General features: G+C 53.4%; 20 protein-coding genes. 19 read left to right on the forward strand and 1 reads right to left on the reverse strand.

Annotated features, from left to right (window positions below):
- Positions 1 to 35 precede the first annotated feature (35 nt).
- From L2731_RS09930 to L2731_RS09960, 7 genes are all read left to right on the forward strand, one after another.
- Positions 36 to 830, forward strand: a complete 795-nt coding sequence (locus L2731_RS09930; protein ID WP_239849834.1) for a sulfite exporter TauE/SafE family protein — start codon at positions 36 to 38, stop codon at positions 828 to 830.
- Positions 831 to 1,250: 420 nt separating this feature from the next.
- Positions 1,251 to 2,102, forward strand: a complete 852-nt coding sequence (locus tag L2731_RS09935) for a thymidylate synthase (RefSeq protein WP_239849835.1) — start codon at positions 1,251 to 1,253, stop codon at positions 2,100 to 2,102.
- Positions 2,103 to 2,408: 306 nt separating this feature from the next.
- Entirely contained in the window at positions 2,409 to 3,584 is a 1,176-nt protein-coding gene (gene nhaA, locus L2731_RS09940; RefSeq protein WP_249252951.1) for a Na+/H+ antiporter NhaA, read from the forward strand.
- Positions 3,581 to 3,964 carry a hypothetical protein gene (locus tag L2731_RS09945; protein WP_239849837.1) on the forward strand — a complete coding sequence of 128 codons (384 nt, stop codon included), beginning with the start codon at positions 3,581 to 3,583 and terminating at the stop codon, positions 3,962 to 3,964. Before nhaA ends, L2731_RS09945 begins: the two co-directional genes overlap by 4 nt.
- Positions 3,965 to 3,985: 21 nt before the next feature.
- On the forward strand, positions 3,986 to 4,894 hold the full coding sequence (gene nhaR, locus L2731_RS09950) for a transcriptional activator NhaR (protein WP_249252952.1): 909 nt from the start codon (positions 3,986 to 3,988) through the stop codon (positions 4,892 to 4,894).
- 76 nt (positions 4,895 to 4,970) lie between these two features.
- Positions 4,971 to 5,210, forward strand: coding sequence for an FAD assembly factor SdhE (locus L2731_RS09955; protein WP_041510335.1), 240 nt, complete (start codon positions 4,971 to 4,973; stop codon positions 5,208 to 5,210).
- Positions 5,191 to 5,646, forward strand: coding sequence for a protein YgfX (locus tag L2731_RS09960; RefSeq protein WP_249252953.1), 456 nt, complete (start codon positions 5,191 to 5,193; stop codon positions 5,644 to 5,646). The genes L2731_RS09955 and L2731_RS09960 overlap by 20 nt, the downstream gene beginning before the upstream one ends.
- A gap of 12 nt (positions 5,647 to 5,658) precedes the next feature.
- On the opposite strand, the gene nadB is transcribed toward L2731_RS09960, so the two are convergent.
- Positions 5,659 to 7,272, reverse strand: a complete 1,614-nt coding sequence (nadB, locus tag L2731_RS09965) for an L-aspartate oxidase (protein WP_041510337.1) — start codon at positions 7,270 to 7,272, stop codon at positions 5,659 to 5,661.
- A gap of 199 nt (positions 7,273 to 7,471) precedes the next feature.
- Between nadB and rpoE the strand changes: the two genes are divergently transcribed.
- The 12 genes from rpoE to L2731_RS10025 all read left to right on the forward strand — a co-directional run bounded on the left by rpoE (position 7,472) and on the right by L2731_RS10025 (position 17,756).
- Positions 7,472 to 8,050: an RNA polymerase sigma factor RpoE gene (gene rpoE / locus L2731_RS09970; protein ID WP_011864852.1), complete on the forward strand. Its 579-nt coding sequence runs from the start codon at positions 7,472 to 7,474 to the stop codon at positions 8,048 to 8,050.
- A gap of 39 nt (positions 8,051 to 8,089) precedes the next feature.
- Positions 8,090 to 8,707, forward strand: coding sequence for a sigma-E factor negative regulatory protein (locus L2731_RS09975; RefSeq protein WP_239849841.1), 618 nt, complete (start codon positions 8,090 to 8,092; stop codon positions 8,705 to 8,707).
- A 65-nt stretch (positions 8,708 to 8,772) separates the two neighbouring features.
- Entirely contained in the window at positions 8,773 to 9,705 is a 933-nt protein-coding gene (locus L2731_RS09980; protein ID WP_041510339.1) for a MucB/RseB C-terminal domain-containing protein, read from the forward strand.
- 7 nt (positions 9,706 to 9,712) lie between these two features.
- Complete coding sequence (locus tag L2731_RS09985) at positions 9,713 to 10,189, forward strand: SoxR reducing system RseC family protein (RefSeq protein ID WP_239849842.1); 477 nt, start codon at positions 9,713 to 9,715, stop codon at positions 10,187 to 10,189.
- Between the two features lie 108 nt (positions 10,190 to 10,297).
- Positions 10,298 to 12,088: a translation elongation factor 4 gene (lepA, locus tag L2731_RS09990; RefSeq protein ID WP_041510341.1), complete on the forward strand. Its 1,791-nt coding sequence runs from the start codon at positions 10,298 to 10,300 to the stop codon at positions 12,086 to 12,088.
- A gap of 153 nt (positions 12,089 to 12,241) precedes the next feature.
- Positions 12,242 to 13,159, forward strand: coding sequence for a signal peptidase I (gene lepB / locus L2731_RS09995; RefSeq protein WP_239849843.1), 918 nt, complete (start codon positions 12,242 to 12,244; stop codon positions 13,157 to 13,159).
- On the forward strand, positions 13,160 to 13,837 hold the full coding sequence (rnc, locus tag L2731_RS10000) for a ribonuclease III (RefSeq protein WP_239849844.1): 678 nt from the start codon (positions 13,160 to 13,162) through the stop codon (positions 13,835 to 13,837).
- On the forward strand, positions 13,834 to 14,829 hold the full coding sequence (gene era, locus L2731_RS10005) for a GTPase Era (protein WP_041510344.1): 996 nt from the start codon (positions 13,834 to 13,836) through the stop codon (positions 14,827 to 14,829). Before rnc ends, era begins: the two co-directional genes overlap by 4 nt.
- A 105-nt stretch (positions 14,830 to 14,934) precedes the next feature.
- On the forward strand, positions 14,935 to 15,630 hold the full coding sequence (recO, locus tag L2731_RS10010; protein WP_239849845.1) for a DNA repair protein RecO: 696 nt from the start codon (positions 14,935 to 14,937) through the stop codon (positions 15,628 to 15,630).
- 127 nt (positions 15,631 to 15,757) lie between these two features.
- Positions 15,758 to 16,495, forward strand: a complete 738-nt coding sequence (pdxJ, locus tag L2731_RS10015; protein ID WP_249252954.1) for a pyridoxine 5'-phosphate synthase — start codon at positions 15,758 to 15,760, stop codon at positions 16,493 to 16,495.
- 52 nt (positions 16,496 to 16,547) lie between these two features.
- Entirely contained in the window at positions 16,548 to 16,949 is a 402-nt protein-coding gene (acpS, locus tag L2731_RS10020) for a holo-ACP synthase (RefSeq protein ID WP_239849847.1), read from the forward strand.
- Positions 16,950 to 17,213: 264 nt separating this feature from the next.
- The gene (locus L2731_RS10025) at positions 17,214 to 17,756 is read left to right on the forward strand and encodes an Mpo1 family 2-hydroxy fatty acid dioxygenase (RefSeq protein WP_239849848.1); all 543 of its coding nucleotides are present in this window, start codon (positions 17,214 to 17,216) and stop codon (positions 17,754 to 17,756) included.
- Positions 17,757 to 17,789 lie beyond the last annotated feature (33 nt).

The following is a 17,789-nucleotide window of genomic DNA, read 5'->3' on the forward strand; positions in this document are numbered from 1 at the left end:
CTAATGCCTCCTTTCGCCACTGCCTTAGAGGTTTCATGTTCACCATAGTTGTCAGTTGTATTGCCCTCGGGGCCTTCATCGGCTTTATGGCGGGTCTGTTGGGCATAGGTGGTGGCGTGATAGCCGTTCCTGTCTTGCTGTTTCTTCTGCCCATGGCGGGCGTAGTGCCTGAACATCTTACCCATGTGGCCATTGCCACCTCGCTGGCGGCGATCATCTTAACCTCGCTCTCGTCGGCCCGGGCGCATCACGCCCGCGGCAATGTGCCCTGGCACCTACTGACCATTATGCTGCCCGGTTTAATCGTCGGCGCGCTGTCGGCTGGATTTATCTCGTCGCTGTTTTCTGCCCAGCTGCTCAAGCAGGTGTTTGCCGGTTTCGTGGTGCTGATGGCGCTGCAGATGGTGTTTCCTTTTAAGGCAGCCGAGGGGGAGCGTAGCCTGCCTGCGGCGCCCTATCTGTTTATCGCCGCCGGACTTATCGCCATCATCGCCGCATTAATGGGTATAGGTGGCGGCATCTTGCTGATTCCGTTTTTAAGTTGGTGTGGCGTGCAGATGCGTCACGCCATAGGTTTCTCCTCTGTGACCGGGTTGATGATAGCCCTGTTTGGGAGTCTGAGTTATGTCTTTGCGGGCTGGGGAACACAAGGGCTGCCCGAATATACCCTGGGCTATATCTATCTTCCTGCCCTGTTTGGCATCGTCTGTACCTCTATGTTGACGGCGCCACTGGGGGCGAAGGCGGCCAGTGTCTGGCCCACGGCGAGATTAAAGAAAATCTTCGCCGTCATGTTATTCTTTACCGGGATCAAGTTAGCCCTCACCTAGGGCCTGTTGATCTTTCAAGTTTAATTTTTGTTCAATCTAAACGCGTTTTGCGTGAGGCGAGAGCCATGAAGCATAGTTACTCTATGTGAATGGCGAACAACAAAGAAATCGTCTGGAACGATTTCTAACAGCATTGCTGACCGCTTGCGGTGAAAGGCAGGAAGCCTTTCATAAAGTGCAGCGCGCGTTTAGATGAACCCGTTGGGCAGCGTTTGTAGGCCATTTCTACGGCGTTATCGCCAGTTTGTGTAGAAGACTACACGACACAGGCTCTGCCTTGTATAAATCACCTTCAAACTGCTGCAAAAACAAACGGCAAAGATCAACAGGCCCTAGCGATGGGCGGCTAATGCGCGGCTAGGATTCGAATAAGGCAGGCGCCACGGGGCGCATCTAAGCAAAAATGATAAGTAGGATAAGATGAAACAGTATTTGGCATTATGTGAACGAATCATCAATGAGGGCGTCTGGGTTGAAAATGAGCGCACGGGAAAGCGCTGTTTAACCGTGATCAATGCCGATCTGGAATACGACGTGGCCGCAAACCAGTTTCCCCTGATCACCACGCGTAAGAGTTTTTGGAAGGGGGCGATTGCCGAGCTGCTGGGGTATCTCAGAGGCTATGACAATGCCGCCGATTTTCGAAAATTGGGTGCCAAGACCTGGGATGCCAATGCCAACGAGAACAACGCCTGGCTGAATAACCCACACCGTAAGGGCCATGACGATATGGGCCGAGTGTATGGGGTGCAGGGCAGGGCTTGGGCCAAGCCGGATGGTGGCACTGTGGATCAGCTGAGAAAGATCATCGATAACCTCTCTAGGGGGGTCGATGACCGCGGCGAGATCTTAAGCTTCTATAATCCTGGTGAGTTCCACATGGGCTGCCTACGTCCCTGCATGCATACCCATAATTTCTCTCTGCTGGGGGATACCCTGTACCTCAACAGTTTCCAGCGCTCCTGTGATGTCCCACTAGGGCTGAATTTTAATCAGGTGCAGGTGTTTGCCCTATTGGCGATTGTGGCGCAGATCACCGGCCACAAACCCGGTAAGGCCTATCATAAGATAGTCAATGCTCACATCTATGAAGACCAGCTCCCGCTGATGCAGGAGGTACAGCTTAAGCGTGAGCCGTTCCCGTCGCCTCAACTGCATATCAACCCTGATATCAAGTCGCTGGAAGATCTCGAAACCTGGGTGACCATGGATGATTTCGAGGTCACAGGCTATCAGCATCATGAGGCGATTCAGTATCCCTTCTCTGTCTAAGGGTCAATCTTAAGACTGAGGAATTTCTGAGGTAAAGCGCGGCGGGGTCTAGTTGAGTCGCCGCGTTTTATTAATCTATTCTGCATAAAAAATCTCCATTTTAAACTGAATCTGCCTGTGATCCCCATCACAGAAGGATTTAGCCGCCTCTTCCTCCAGTTAGCACTGCATGCTATTGATTACTTCCGATTGACTGACTACACTTAATACCTCGGAATTACCGATGTATAATGCCGATGCAAACGATTATTCAGCTAGGTTGCATTCCGCTAGACTCGATACATTAAGTGTTTTTGGAGTTTATTTATGGAAAAGGCGATTAGAAATTTTCTGAGCCAGGAATCGGCCGGTGGCATCTTATTGATGGCCGCCGTCATCTTGGCGATGATTATGGCGAACTCCCCGTTATCAGGCCTGTATCAAGGCTTCCTGCACACTGAGATGCAGGTGCGAGTGGGCAGTCTGGACATTGATAAGACGCTGATCCACTGGATTAACGACGGCCTGATGGCCCTGTTCTTCATGTTGATCGGTCTGGAAGTGAAGCGTGAACTGCTCGAAGGGGCGCTGTCGAGCCGCGAACAGGCGTCACTGCCGACCTTTGCCGCCATCGGTGGCATGATCTTCCCCGCGGCGATTTACTTGATCTTTAACTATTCTGACCCCTTGACTCAGGTGGGCTGGGCGATCCCGGCAGCGACCGATATTGCCTTCGCACTCGGTATCATGGCCTTGCTTGGCAGCCGGGTTCCGGTGGCGCTTAAGGTCTTCTTGCTGGCGCTGGCCATCATAGATGACTTGGGTGTGGTGGTGATAATTGCCATGTTCTATAGCACAGATCTCTCGGCCATTAGCCTGGTGGTTGCGGCGCTGGCGATTGTGGTCTTAGTGGGCCTGAATCGTAAAGGGGTTACCGCACTCGCACCTTATGGTGTCGTGGGTCTTATCCTGTGGATCGCCGTGCTTAAGTCTGGGGTGCACGCTACCCTGGCGGGGGTGATCATCGCCTTCTGTATCCCGCTTAGGGCCAAAGATGGTAGCTCGCCCTCTGAGCATTTAGAGCATAGTCTGCACCCATGGAGCACCTTCGTCATCCTGCCAATCTTTGCCTTTGCCAATGCCGGGGTCGACCTGTCGGGCATGAGCCTGGGGGAGCTGTTATCGCCCGTGCCTGTTGGTATTGCCCTAGGCCTGTTGCTGGGTAAGCCGCTCGGCGTGCTGTTATTTAGCTTCGTGGCGGTCAAGCTGAAGCTGGCTGCATTACCTGAGGGCATGGGCTGGCGTCATATCGCGCCAGTGGCCGTGATGTGTGGTATTGGCTTTACCATGTCGATGTTTATCTCATCCCTGGCCTTTATCGGCGATGGCGAGGTATACGGCGATTTGGCGAGGCTTGGTATTCTGACCGGGTCGATCATGTCGGCTGTGATAGGTTATTTTTGGTTATCTAAGGTGCTTCCAGAGAAAGGAGAAAATTCATGAAAAAACTCGTCGTGACACTCATGCTCTCATTCGGTTTAACCGGGGGCGCCTATGCCAGCCAGCTTGAGGCCTGCGATAAAGATATCAATAGCGTCACCTGTCAGCATTATCTCGAAGGGGTGGTAGACGGTGCCCTGATGTTTAAACCTAAGGCGATGGGCAAGCGCCTGGAGAGTAATGGTTATGAGTCCAGGGCACTCAAGTATCGTAGCGGTAAGCGCTTTGAGGAGGCTAACCGCACCTACTGCGAGGGGCGCCTGCCGGATCGTGACAGCCTGGTGCAGGGACTCTCCGAGGCCTTCGAGGCCGGTAAAGTGGACTCGATAGAGGCGCTGAGTGACATCATGTACAGCATGATGGATTGCCAACGCCTTAAATAATCAGGAGAGTCGCGAGTCTTGATGTCGCATCTGAATTACAACCATCTCTATTATTTCTGGATGGTGCACAAGAAGGGGTCGGTGGCCAAGGCCGCCGAAACCTTATGTTTGACGCCGCAGACGGTGACTGGGCAGATCCGCGTGTTGGAGCAGCGTCTCAACGGTACTCTGTTTAAGCGGGTGGGGCGTAACCTGGAGCCCACAGAGTTGGGCGAACTGGTGTTTCGCTACGCCGATAAGATGTTTAGCCTGAGCTACGAGATGTTAGATATCCTGAATTATCAAAAGGATAATAATATCTTGTTCGAGGTGGGGATCGCCGATGCGCTCTCCAAGGCCTTGGCCAGCCGGGTGCTGCTCTCTGTGGTGCCCAGTGACGGTTCTATGCATCTTGCCTGCTACGAGGCAACTCACGAGAGCCTGATGGAGCGCCTCAGGGAGCACAAGCTGGATATGATCTTGTCCGACTGCGCCGGTGAATCCCTCAAGTATCCGGAGATCTTATCGAAGAAGCTCGGTGAATGCGGCGTGGCGTTTTTCTCATCCACTACCTATGAGAAGCCGTTCCCCGCCTGTCTGGAGGAGGGCAAACTCTTGATCCCAGGCAAACGCACCTCGCTGGGTCAGCAGCTGCATCACTGGTTCGATGAGAATGGCCTGGATGTCACCATACTCGGTGAGTTTGACGATGCCGCCATGATGAAGGCATTTGGCTTCTTCAAGCAGGGGATCTTCGTGGCGCCCTCTATCTATAAGCAGGATATTCTCGCCCATGACATGCAGCTGCTCGGTGAGACGGATGATATCAAAGAGGTTTATCATGTGATGTTTGCCGAGCGGATGATTCAGCATCCTGCGGTAAAGTCCCTTTTGGAAACCGATTTTAGCGATCTCTTCGCCGGTAAGGATCTCGAGGTGGAGCGGCTATAAAACGGTGTGAAGCCGTCGGCCTAACTGGTACACTATCGCCAATCGAAAATAAGGGAGTAGTTGTGTGTCAGAGCCAATGAACATAGCCAGAGTAAGATGGGCGTGCCGACGGGGCATGTTAGAGCTTGATGTATTGTTTCAACCCTTTGTTGAGACTCAATATGAACAGCTGTCTTCAGACGACAAGACGGTTTTTGTTCGTCTGCTAGAGTGTGAAGATCCTGAGTTGTTTGCCTGGTTTATGGGCCATGAGGCCTGCCCAGATCCGCAGCTCGCCGAGATGGTGATCAAGGTTCGTGGCCGGGCGGCGCCATAACTTTCATCTGACAGCCTCCTTTGACCAGCGACTCTCGCTGGTCTGTTTCGCGGCCCTGTGCCTGAGTGCTTTTCTGGCCTGGCCGCCAATCTCCTCTTTCTGGTTTCTCACCCTCAAGTATGGCCTCTTGCTGGCCACTATCGTTTTCTTTCTCTATCAGTTTATTGCGCTAAGAAGTTGGTCTCTTGCCTTCTGGCTGGATGAATCGGGCAGGATAGGCCTTATCCATGACAGGTTGGTTAGTCAGCTTGAAGAGTCAAAAGTTGAAGAACCTGGTGAGGCAAGGCTGAGCTATCGCCGTGTCTGGGTCAGTCCCTTCATGGTGCTGTTCTGGTTATACGAGGGAGAGCAGAAACGCCTGGTTATCCTGTGGCGGGATATGTTTGACGACACAGGTTATCGACACCTGTGTCGTCTACTGCTGAGGTTTGGCTGACTCGCGGTGCCTCTATTGCTCAGGATGCAATATGGTTGGCAGTGGGTTATTGGTCTTGTTGGGATGGTCGATATTGTAATGCAGACCTCGGCTTTCCTTGCGCTCCATGGCGCAGCGGATGATCAGCTCGGCAACCTGTACCAGGTTACGCAGCTCGAGTAAGTTGTTACTTACCCGGAAGTTACTATAGTACTCCTGGATCTCCTGCTGCAGCATGGCGCAGCGACGCAGGGCGCGCTCGAGGCGCTTGTCTGAGCGAACTATGCCCACATAGTCCCACATGAACAGACGTAGCTCATGCCAGTTGTGAGCGATCACAACCTCTTCATCCGAGTTAGACACCTTACTCTCATCCCAGGCGGGCAGCATACCCGGCATAGGGATCTTGGCGAGTTGACTCTCAATATCCTCGGCTGCCGCGCGGGCAAATACCAGGCACTCCAGCAGCGAATTGCTGGCCAGGCGGTTTGCGCCATGCAGGCCAGTATAGGCGACTTCACCTATGGCATAGAGGCCGTTGAGGTCTGTCTGACCATGAAGGTCTGTCATCACCCCGCCGCAGGTGTAGTGAGCCGCGGGCACCACAGGAATGGCATCCTTGGTGATGTCTATCCCCAGCTCCAGACAACGTTTATAGATAGTCGGGAAATGCTTAATCACAAAGTCTGCGGGTTTATGTGTGATATCCAGATAGACACAGTCGACCCCGAGGCGCTTCATCTCATAGTCGATGGCGCGAGCCACGATATCACGAGGTGCCAGTTCGCCACGCTCGTCGAAGTCAGGCATGAAGCGGCTGCCATCCGGGCGCTTGAGATAGGCGCCTTCGCCACGCAGGGCCTCGGTCAACAGGAAGTTGCGTGCATCGGCGTGATAGAGACAGGTGGGGTGGAACTGGTTGAACTCCATGTTGGCCACCCGGCAACCCGAGCGCCAGGCCATGGCGATGCCATCGCCCGAGGCGATATCCGGATTGGAGGTATATTGGTACACCTTAGAGCTGCCACCTGTGGCCAGGGCAACGAAGCGAGCCTTAACGGTTTCGACATGCTCTTCGTCACGGTTCCATACATAGGCGCCGAGGACGCGGTTGCCGGGGCGCTTAAGTTTGCGTGTGGTAATAAGGTCGATGGCGTTATATCGCTCAAGCACCTTAATATTGGGGTGGTTCTGGGCGCGCTCCTGAAGGGTCACCTGCACCTCTTTGCCCGTGGCATCGGCCGCGTGCAAGATGCGTCTGTGGCTGTGGCCACCTTCGCGGGTCAGGTGGTAGGGGGCATTGCTCTCGTCACCATCGGCGGTTTCTTCTTTGTCGAAGGCGACGCCGCAGTGAATCAACCACTCCATGGCGCTCTTGGCGTTTTCGGCGGTAAAGGTCACAACTTCTTCATCGCATAACCCGGCGCCGGCGATCAAGGTATCGGCAACATGAGATTCGATGGTATCCTCTTCATCGAATACTGACGCGATACCGCCCTGGGCATAGTAGGTTGAGCCTTCGCTGAGTGGGCCCTTGGAGAGTAAGATTACGTTTGATTTTTCAGCCAGATGTAGCGCTAAAGTCAGACCAGCAGCCCCGCTGCCGATAACCAAAACGTCAGATTGATGTTCAACTACTTGTTTCATCAGGTATCATGGTAAGTTATGCGAGTATTGTCTATGGTAAACCAAGACGCCATTTATGGATACTGATCTCGCCGTAGAAAATAAATGTGGATATCGCAATTTTTTTTAGAACTTTTTCGATGTGGGCTAGTCTACATATGTGAATATGATTCGAGCGACTGAGAAATCAGCATTTTAGATTTAGGAGTAGTCGGCTCGGATGAGTGGACAGATAAGTGATCAACAACTCGTTGAGCGAGTGCAACAAGGAGATAAAAACGCTTTTAACCTGCTGGTACATAAATACCAGAGCAAAGTGATTAACCTGATTGCACGCTATGTGCGTAATCAGGCCGACGTGGCAGATGTGGCACAGGAAGCCTTTATTAAAGCTTATCGTGCGCTGCCTAACTTTAGGGGTGAGAGTGCGTTTTATACTTGGTTGTATCGCATCGCGGTTAATACCGCGAAAAATCATTTAGTGGCACAGGGTAGGCGAGCGCCTGCCAATGATGTCGATGCGGAAGAAGCCGAATATTATGACGGCAGTGATGCGCTAAAGGAGTTTGCCTCCCCAGAGCGTCTCATGTTGTCGGATGAGATTCAGAAAGTGGTCTTCGATACGCTCGATACCTTGCCGGAAGAATTGAAGATGGCTATCTCTCTGCGTGAGCTCGATGGGATGAGTTATGAAGAGATTGCCAATGTGATGGAGTGTCCTGTGGGCACTGTGCGTTCACGTATCTTTAGGGCACGTGAAGCCATCGATAAGAAGTTACAGCCTTTGCTGGAACGATGAAGCATTTTATTCGATACACTAAATTTATATGGGTGATAAATGGATAAGTTAGGTCAGGAATGGGTTTCCGCTGCCGTTGATGGTGAAGTCGACGAGCAGGAATTGGCGCAACTCGCAGCCGATACGGATTCACATGAAAAGTGGCGTGATTATCACATGATAGGTGATGCTATGCGTGGTGAGTTGCCGGCTGCGATCAATCTGGATCTCAGTGCCAACATTGCCGCGGCGATTGAGCTTGAGCCTAGTATCCTTGTGCCTAAGCGTGTCGAAACGCCTGAGGTGACGCCTCAACAAGCCACTCAACACAGACTTGCGAGTGTGGTGCCACTGTTTAAGCAGTTTGGCCAATATGCCATCGCGGCCAGCGTCGCCTTAGTCGCCGTGATCGGTGTACAGAATTATAATCAAGGTGGCGTCGAAGATGCTGCCCCTATGCCAGTGCTCAATACCCGTCCGCTGATTGGCAGCGCGTCGCCGGTGAGCCTGCAGACAGGTCCTGTGCAACAGAATCAAAGTTATACCAACGAGCGTGTGATGGAGCAGCGTCATCGCATCAACACCTATATTCAAGATCATATGCTGCAGCAAAGATTGAATAACAGTGCCAATATAGACGACAATGGTGAGCTTACGCCGATCCCGGTTAATCACTAAAAGCTATTTATACTGGTCACACTGACTATACTCTTTGTGTCGATTGGTATTATTAAGGAGTTAGCTTGCGTCTTATTTGGTTGGCCTTGTTAGTCCTCGTCTTCCCTGCCAGTGCGCAGGAAGAGTTGTCCGCTAAGGCTTGGCTCGAAAATATGAGCCTCGCCTTAAAAGGACAAGAATTCAAGATGTCCCTGATCCATCTGCAAGCGGATCATATACGCCCCCTGGTTTATCTTCACGGCAAGGTCGACGACCATGAAGTCGCTTTTCTCGAGCACCTCAATGGCCCGCCGAAAAATGCCGTGCGCGTGGGCAATACCGTCACCTTTATCGAGCACGATCAGCCTGCCTACAGTGTTAGGGCCGAACGTATTCAAGGGGTATTGCCACCTGCGTTTGCCGGTTCTATCTCAGATCTCGAGTCGGGTTACCAGTTTGTCCTGGGCGGGCGCTCACGCCTTGCGGGGCGCCCCGGTCAGCTAGTGCGCATCATCCCTAACGATGATAACCGCTATAGCTATCAGGTATGGCTGGATATGGATACCTATCTGCCGCTGCGCTACGACATGCTCAATCTTGAGAAGCAGCTGCTGGAGCAAGTGCTGGTGGTGGAGTTGATCGTCCTGGACGATGCACCGGCGATTCTACGTGAAGCCTACAAGCAGGAGTGGCCTGAGATCATGCCTCAGCCCCAGCGAGAGCAGGCCGATAACTGGCAATTCAAATGGTTACCTCAAGGTTTTAAGATCTTAGTCAAGGATAATCACAGACTTATCGGCAGTCACGAGGCGGTCGAGTATATCGCCCTGAGCGATGGTCTGGTGAATATCTCAGTATATGTGGCCAGAGCCGGCGAGACGGCGCTGCCCGACGAGCTGATGACCCGCAACGGACTCTCTTTGGCGACCGAGCGGGTGGGCAATGCCGAGGTGGTTGCCGTGGGCAAGGTGCCGGCGGAGACCCTGAGCCGTATCGCCAAGAGCATCACCATAGAGTAATCAGGCTATGATGGAAGAAACAGCCACAGTGATCAGGTGCCCAGGAGATGGCTGGGTCACGGTCGAAGTCAAAGTGAAAAATGCCTGTAATCATTGCGACAACAATGACACCTGTGGCACCTCGGCCGTCTCTAAGGCCTTCTCACCTAAGGTGCAGCGATTCTCGCTGCCCAGCGACGAACAGTATGAGCCGGGTGAACTGTTAAAGCTTGGCCTGCCCGAGAGCGTGATCTTAAAGGCGGCCGCCATCGTCTACCTCATGCCGCTGGCGGGGCTGTTTATCGGCGCCGCACTGGGACATTTCCTTGCCGACTTGTCGGGGCTTTCGAGCAGCGATCTGCTGGCTATCGCCCTAGGCGCCGGTGGGGCAGTGAGCGCCTGGTGGCTGGGACGGAGATGGGCTAAAGCCCTGGAGACTAACAGTCAGCCTGTCATTCTGTCACGCCTTGGCCGGGCCATAGACGGCATTTCCCCCGCCAGCTAGCCTATTATTTTCCTTGTCCGATGGATTCCAATTGGTATTCATTTTGCGATCGGGTACAATTCGGCACTTTTAGATGAATTTCAATTTCGAGTTTAGTCATTTCGCACAATGAAGCATATTAGAAACTTTTCGATTATTGCCCATATCGACCATGGCAAATCAACCCTTTCTGACCGTCTTATTCAAGAGTGCGGCGGCCTGTCTGATCGTGAGATGGCGGCGCAGGTATTGGACTCAATGGATCTCGAGCGTGAGCGCGGCATTACCATTAAAGCCCAGAGTGTGACTCTCGATTACAAAGCCAAAGATGGTGAAACTTACCAGCTGAACTTCATCGATACCCCTGGTCACGTAGATTTCTCCTATGAGGTGTCACGTTCACTGGCGGCCTGTGAAGGCGCGCTCTTGGTGGTCGATGCCGGTCAAGGCGTTGAGGCGCAGACCCTGGCAAACTGTTATACCGCCCTGGATATGGATCTGGACGTGGTTCCTGTACTGAACAAGATTGACCTTCCCCAGGCTGATCCTGAGCGTGTTGCCGACGAGATCGAGGATATCGTAGGTATCGAGGCCGCCGATGCGGTGCGCTGCTCGGCCAAGACGGGTCTTGGTATCGGCGACGTGCTGGAAACTATCGTGGCGCAAATTCCGCCGCCAGAGGGCGATCCGGATGCGCCGCTGCAGGCGCTGATCATCGACTCCTGGTTCGACAGTTACCTGGGGGTTGTTTCCTTGGTGCGTATCAAGAATGGTGTGCTCAAGAAGGGTGACAAGTTCAAGGTGATGTCGACGGGTCAGACCCATAACGCCGATCGCGTCGGTATCTTTACCCCTAAGCAGACAGATACTGCCGAGCTGAAGACTGGCGAAGTAGGTTTCGTGATCGCCGGTATCAAGGAGATCCACGGCGCGCCTGTGGGCGATACCCTGACCCTGGCCAAGAATGGCGCCGAGAAGCCGCTACCCGGCTTTAAGAAGGTGAAGCCTCAGGTTTATGCCGGTGTATTCCCTATCTCGACCGACGACTACGAGAACTTCCGTGATGCGCTTAACAAGCTGAGCCTGAACGATGCGTCGCTCTTCTTCGAGCCTGAAACCTCATCTGCCCTGGGCTTTGGTTTCCGCATCGGTTACCTAGGTCTGCTGCATATGGAGATCATTCAGGAGCGTCTCGAGCGCGAATATAACCTGGATCTGATCACCACTGCGCCGACGGTAGTCTATGAGGTAGTGACCACTAAGGGCGAGACCATCTACGTCGATAACCCATCGGATCTTCCGCCGATGAACAACATCGAAGAGATGCGCGAGCCTATCGTTGAGACCAATATCCTGGTGCCTAAAGAGTACCTGGGTAACGTGATCACCCTGTGTGTCGAGAAGCGTGGCGTACAGACCAACATGGTTTACCACGGCAATCAGGTGGCGATCACCTATGATATGCCGATGGCCGAGGTGGTGATGGACTTCTTCGACCGTTTGAAGTCGACCAGCCGTGGTTATGCCTCGCTCGAATATAACTTCAAGCGTTTCGAGCCGGCGGACATGGTGCGTCTGGACGTGTTGATCAACGGCGACCGCGTCGATGCCCTGGCGATGATCCTTCACAAGGCAAACGTGCGTTATCAAGGCCTGGCCTTGGTGAACAAGATGAAGGAACTGATCCCAAGACAGATGTTCGATATCGCGATTCAGGCGGCCGTCGGCAGCCAGATCATCGCGCGTTCATCGGTCAAAGCCCTGCGTAAAGACGTGACCGCTAAGTGTTATGGCGGCGACGTCTCTCGTAAGAAGAAGCTGCTGCAGAAGCAGAAAGAGGGTAAGAAGCGCATGAAGCAGGTGGGTAACGTCGAAGTACCGCAAGAGGCCTTCCTCGCCGTGTTGAAGATCAATGAGTAATCACTTTTTAGTTAAGAATTGTTAATAGTGATTGATAATGAGCGCCGCGGTTTGCGGCGCTTTGTTTGTTACAGTATAAATGGGCTAATGGCCTGCCAGCCAGGCGATGAACACCTTATTTTACTGGAGCATTTTTCAGGAGTTAGTTAGCGTATGGCAGCTTATTTTTCCCTTATCCTGGTCTTGGTGACCCTAGGCAGCGGCCTGATCTGGATGTTCGATGCCTTAGTCTTAGCGCCTAAGCGTCAGCAGAAGCTGGCCCTGGCACAGGCGGCCAACCAGGAGATTAGCGAAGAGAGCGCCGAAAAAATCGTGCGTGAGTCGACGATTGTGGAGACCTCGCGTTCTATTTTTCCGGTCATCGCTTTCGTGTTGATCCTCCGCTCTTTTATTTACGAGCCTTTCCAGATCCCTTCGGGCTCTATGATGCCAACCCTGTTGGTGGGCGACTTCATCCTGGTGGAGAAGTTTAGCTATGGGCTGAAAGACCCCGTGTGGCGTAGCGAGCTTATCGAGACGGGTAAGCCGCAGCGTGGTGACGTGGCGGTATTTAAATACCCAGAAAACCCCCAGATCGACTACATCAAGCGTGTCATCGGCCTGCCGGGCGATCGCATCGTCTATCGCAACAAGGATCTCTATATTCAGAAAGCCTGTCCCGAGGGGCAGAGCGAGTGTCCTAAGCTCGAGAAGATAGCACGCGTCGGTGTGAACCAAGGTGAATTTACCCAGGATAATATCCCGCTGCTGCGTTACAAGGAGCAGCTGGGCGAGGTGACTCACGACATCCTGATCAACCCAGGGCGCGGCGAGCCGACCTCCTATTATTTCCGTGAAGGCAATCTGGCGGTGGGCGAGTTTATCGTGCCCGAGGGCCAGTATTTCATGATGGGCGACAATCGCGACAACAGCACCGACTCACGCTTCTGGGGCTTCGTGCCCGAGGCCAACCTGGTGGGTAAGGCCGTGGCGATCTGGATTAGTTTTGAATTTGAGCGCAAGCCGTCGGACTTTTTACCCACTTGGGTGCCGACCGGCGTACGCTTTAACCGTGTAGGCGGAATAGTGTAGATGGAACCCATTAAGAATCTACCGCGTTTGGGTAGAATATTAGGCTATCAATTTCAGCAGATTGAGCTGCTAGAGCAGGCGTTAACGCACCGTAGTGCGGCCAGCAAACATAACGAGAGACTGGAGTTCTTAGGCGACTCGATCCTCTCAATCGTCATCTCAGACGCCTTGTATCATCAGTTTCCCAAGGCAACCGAGGGCGATCTGAGTCGGATGCGCGCGACGCTCGTATGCGGCAAGATGCTGGCGGAGGTCGCCAAAGAGTTCAAGCTCGGCGATTACCTCAAGTTGGGTCCTGGTGAGCTCAAGAGTGGTGGGTTTCGCCGCGAGTCTATTCTGGCCGATGCTATGGAGGCGATTATCGGTGCCATCTATCTGGATGCCGATATCGAGACTTGCCGTGCTTTAGTACTAAACTGGTATAAGAGCCGCCTTGCGGTGATCGAGCCGGTGAATCAGAAAGATCCCAAGACCCTGCTGCAGGAGCACCTGCAGGGATTTAAACAGCCGCTCCCTGTCTATACCGTGGTGAACATCAGTGGTGAGGCCCATGCGCAAACCTTCACGGTAGAGTGCAAGGTGGAGCAGCTAAAAGAGGCCGTTGTCGGCGTGGCGAATTCCCGCAGAAAGGCGGAGCAGATTGCCGCAGCAGAAGTGTTGGAGCGTATTAAGAAATGAGTAATAAACCCGAGCAGCCAGAAGGTGCACAAGAGCCGAGTCTAGACGAGCTGCTGGCGCGGATGAACAGTGGTCGCAGTGGTAGCCAGTACGAGGTGACCTACTGCGGCATGGTGGCAATTGTCGGTCGCCCTAACGTGGGAAAGTCCACCCTGCTCAACAAGCTACTAGGTCAGAAGATCTCTATCACCTCCAAGAAGCCGCAGACCACGCGTCACCGCATCATGGGCATTCACACTGAGGGTCCTCGTCAGGTGGTGTTTATCGACACCCCGGGTCTGCATATCGAAGAGAAGCGCGCTATCAACCGTCTGATGAATCGTGCGGCCTCTAGTTCGCTGGCCGAGGTGAGCCTGGTGGTGTTTGTCGTCGATGGTCTCAACTGGACCGCCGACGATGAGATGGTGCTGAAGAAGCTCCATAGCCGCGACGATGGCCGCAAGACGATTCTGGCGATCAACAAGGTAGATAATATCAAGGACAAAGAGGCGCTATTCCCGCATCTGCAGGAGTTGTCGGCCAAGTTTGAATTTGATGAGATATTGCCGATCTCGGCAACCCATGGCACCAATGTGCAGCGCATCATGGAGCTGGCGCTGGAGTCTGTGCCTGAGTCGCCGCACTACTTTCCGGAGGATTATGTCACCGACCGTTCTCAGAAGTTTATGGCCTCTGAGATAGTGCGCGAGAAGCTGATGCGTTTCCTCGGCGACGAGCTACCCTACGATGCCACGGTAGAGATAGAGCAGTTTAAGATGATGGAAAACGGCGTCTATCAGATTAATGCCTTAATCTTGGTGGAGCGCGAGACGCAAAAGCGTATGGTTATTGGCAACAAGGGCGAGCGTATTCGCACTATTGCCACCCAGGCCCGCCAAGATATGGAGGTCCTGTTCGATAACAAGGTCTTCCTCGAGGTCTGGGTTAAAGTCAAGTCTGGCTGGGCCGATGATGAGCGCGCCCTGCGTTCATTAGGCTATGGCGAGAGTTAAGCCAGCAAGAATAAAGGTAAGCCGAGGTAGTCACGCTAACGTTGTGGTTGTCTCGGCTTTTTTGTCAGCATTGTTTTTGGTAAACAGGGATTAAGGAAGCGGGCAATGCACAGGGGATATGTACTGCACACCCGTCCCTATCGGGAGTCGAGCGTGCTGGTCAATCTGTTGGTGGACGGCCTGGGCAGGGTCGATGCCGTCGCGCGCCTGGGCAGTGGCAAAACTTCTATCAAGAGCATATTGCAACCCTTTCAGCCGCTGCTGTTTCAGTTGTCGGGCCGAAGCAGCCTAAAGAGCCTGTATCAGGTAGAGGCGGCAAGCCCTGCGGTCCCCCTCTGCGGCAGCGACAGTTTTGCCGGACTCTATCTCAACGAACTGTTAGTGCGCTGCCTCTCGGTCGAGCATGGTGCTGAGCAGTTCTTTTTTACCTATCACAAGACCCTGATGGCCATGGCAGCGGCCTTTAGCGAGGCGCAGCTCAGGCAGTTTGAGCTGGCACTGCTCAAGGAGCTTGGTGTGATGCCCTCGTTGAATCTCGATATTGATGGCAGTCCTATCGAAGACGACTTCTACTATCGCCTCTTATCGGAAGAGGGCTTTAGCACGGCCCTTGGGCCCAAGCCTAACCATTTTAGCGGCGAGATGCTGCGGGCCTTAGAGGAAGATAAGCTGGATGAGGCCGACTTTAAACAGGCTAAGTTGCTGATGAGGCAGCTGCTGTCCCCCTTGCTGGGTGACAAGCCGCTCAAGTCGCGGGCGTTGTTTTTAAAGGGCAACAGGCCATCTAGTTACAGCAAGTAACACCACAGACTCGATTGAGGCGGGCAGTTGAGCATATTCATCGGGTGTTTTCCTTGTGGCCTTCCCTTAACCTTGAGTAAAATAGACGAAAATTCCAATCGCGACACTCTACACTTAAGGACTTTCCATGAGCCGTATTCATCTAGGCGTTAATATCGATCACATTGCCACCTTACGTCAGGCCCGTGGGACCAGCTACCCGGATCCTGTGCACGCCGCGGCGGTCGCCGAGCATGCCGGCGCCGAAGGCATTACCGTGCACCTGCGTGAAGATAGACGCCACATCTGCGACAGAGACATCTATCTGCTGGCCAAGACCATTAAGACGCGCATGAACTTCGAGATGGCGGTGACAGATGAGATGCTGGATATCGCCTGTGAGGTGAAGCCTGCCTATGTCTGCCTGGTACCGGAGAAGCGCGAAGAGCTGACCACAGAAGGTGGCTTGGATGTGGCGGGGCAGCAGGAGAAGATTCGCGCCGCGGTCGAGCGTTTAACTGCGCTAGGTATCAAGGTGTCGCTGTTTATCGATGCCGATCAGACGCAGATCGACGCCACCGTTGCCGTGGGTGCACCTGTTATCGAGTTGCACACAGGCTGTTACGCCGACGCGGAGACAGACGCCGAACAGGCCAAGGAGCTGACACGTATCACCGAGATGGCAACCTATGCCCACGGTAAGGGGCTGGTGGTCAATGCGGGCCATGGTCTTCACTATCACAATGTGAAGCCCATCGCGGCGATTCCTGAGCTGTATGAGCTCAATATCGGTCATGCCATCATTGCCCGCGCCGCGATTGACGGTCTAGATAAGGCGGTGCGCGACATGAAGCAGCTGATGATCGAAGGTCGCAGCGGTCAGTAGTCGTCAGATTGTTAGAATTAACCTTCATGTTGTGGCTGGTAGGGAAGGGCATATGATTGTTGGCTTAGGGACAGATATTGTCGAGATCGCGCGCATCGCCAACAAGGTGCCAGAGGCCGGTGATGAGGCGGCATTGGCTAAGTGTCCGCTGGCTAAGCGTGTCCTGACCCAGGATGAGATGGCGATATTTCTCGCTTCCTCTCAGCCCGGTCGCTATTTGGCAAAGCGGTTTGCCGCCAAAGAGGCGGCAGCTAAGGCGCTGGGCACGGGAATTGGCCGCGGCGTCTCCTTTCAGCACATCGAGGTAAGCAACGATGCCAATGGTGCGCCGCTTATCAGCTTTCGCGATGGTGCGGCTGAGCGATTAGCCCTGCTCGGGGCAAGCCGCGCCCACATCTCTATCGCCGACGAGAAGCACTATGCGACGGCCACGGTTATTATAGAAACTGTCTAATTGATGTTGAGCGCATCGCCGTTTAACTCCCCGTCTGTGTTTCCCATTGTGATTGAGTCTCGCCAGAGCCTGCCGTTTTAAGGTTCTAGGCGAGTCTCCTTGTCATCGATTTCTCTCCGGTTTTGCGCTGGCAAGTGTTAATAAAATGTTTTAGGTTAGGCTAACTGAGACGAACGTCGCATTTAACCTGCCGGCCAATCATAGCGGTTAGCGCAATCGGGCTGGCTTTCGTCTCGCAATATAAAAAGACGATGGAGCCGAGTCATGAAATCTGCGATCGAGCAGCTATCCACCTATAAGAGTGTTCACCTCAACCCCACCAACATAAAGACGCACTTTGTCGGTATCCCGCTGATCATCTGGTCGGCCTTCGTGATGTTAAACACCATCCCCTTTAGCCTGTATAGCTTCGGCTCCACAGGGTTTGAACTCAATGTGGCCGTGCTGTTTGCCTGCGGCGTCCTACTCTATTACTTTGCGCTGCATGCCAAACTGGCGCTGGGGCTGGTGCTATTTATCCTGCCCGTGCTCTACACCTCTTTTTTTGTATCTCGAATGGAGCAGGCCTGGCCTATCGCCATCAGTGTCTTCGTCATTGGTTGGGTTTTTCAGCTGATTGGCCACAAGTATGAGAAGGCTAAGCCGGCCTTTATCGACGATCTCAACCAGCTGTTGATCGGCCCCTTCTTCCTGATGGCCGAGCTTTACTTCATGCTTGGATTAGAGCGCGACTTAGACGAGGCGATCACCCCATTGGCAAGAGATAAGCGCCGCGCCCTGACCCACGCCAGTAAGCATGACAATTAAAAATTTGGTCGCTATGGGATAACAAAAAGGCGC

Source organism: Shewanella aquimarina (assembly GCF_023349185.1).
GTDB lineage: Bacteria > Pseudomonadota > Gammaproteobacteria > Enterobacterales > Shewanellaceae > Shewanella > Shewanella aquimarina.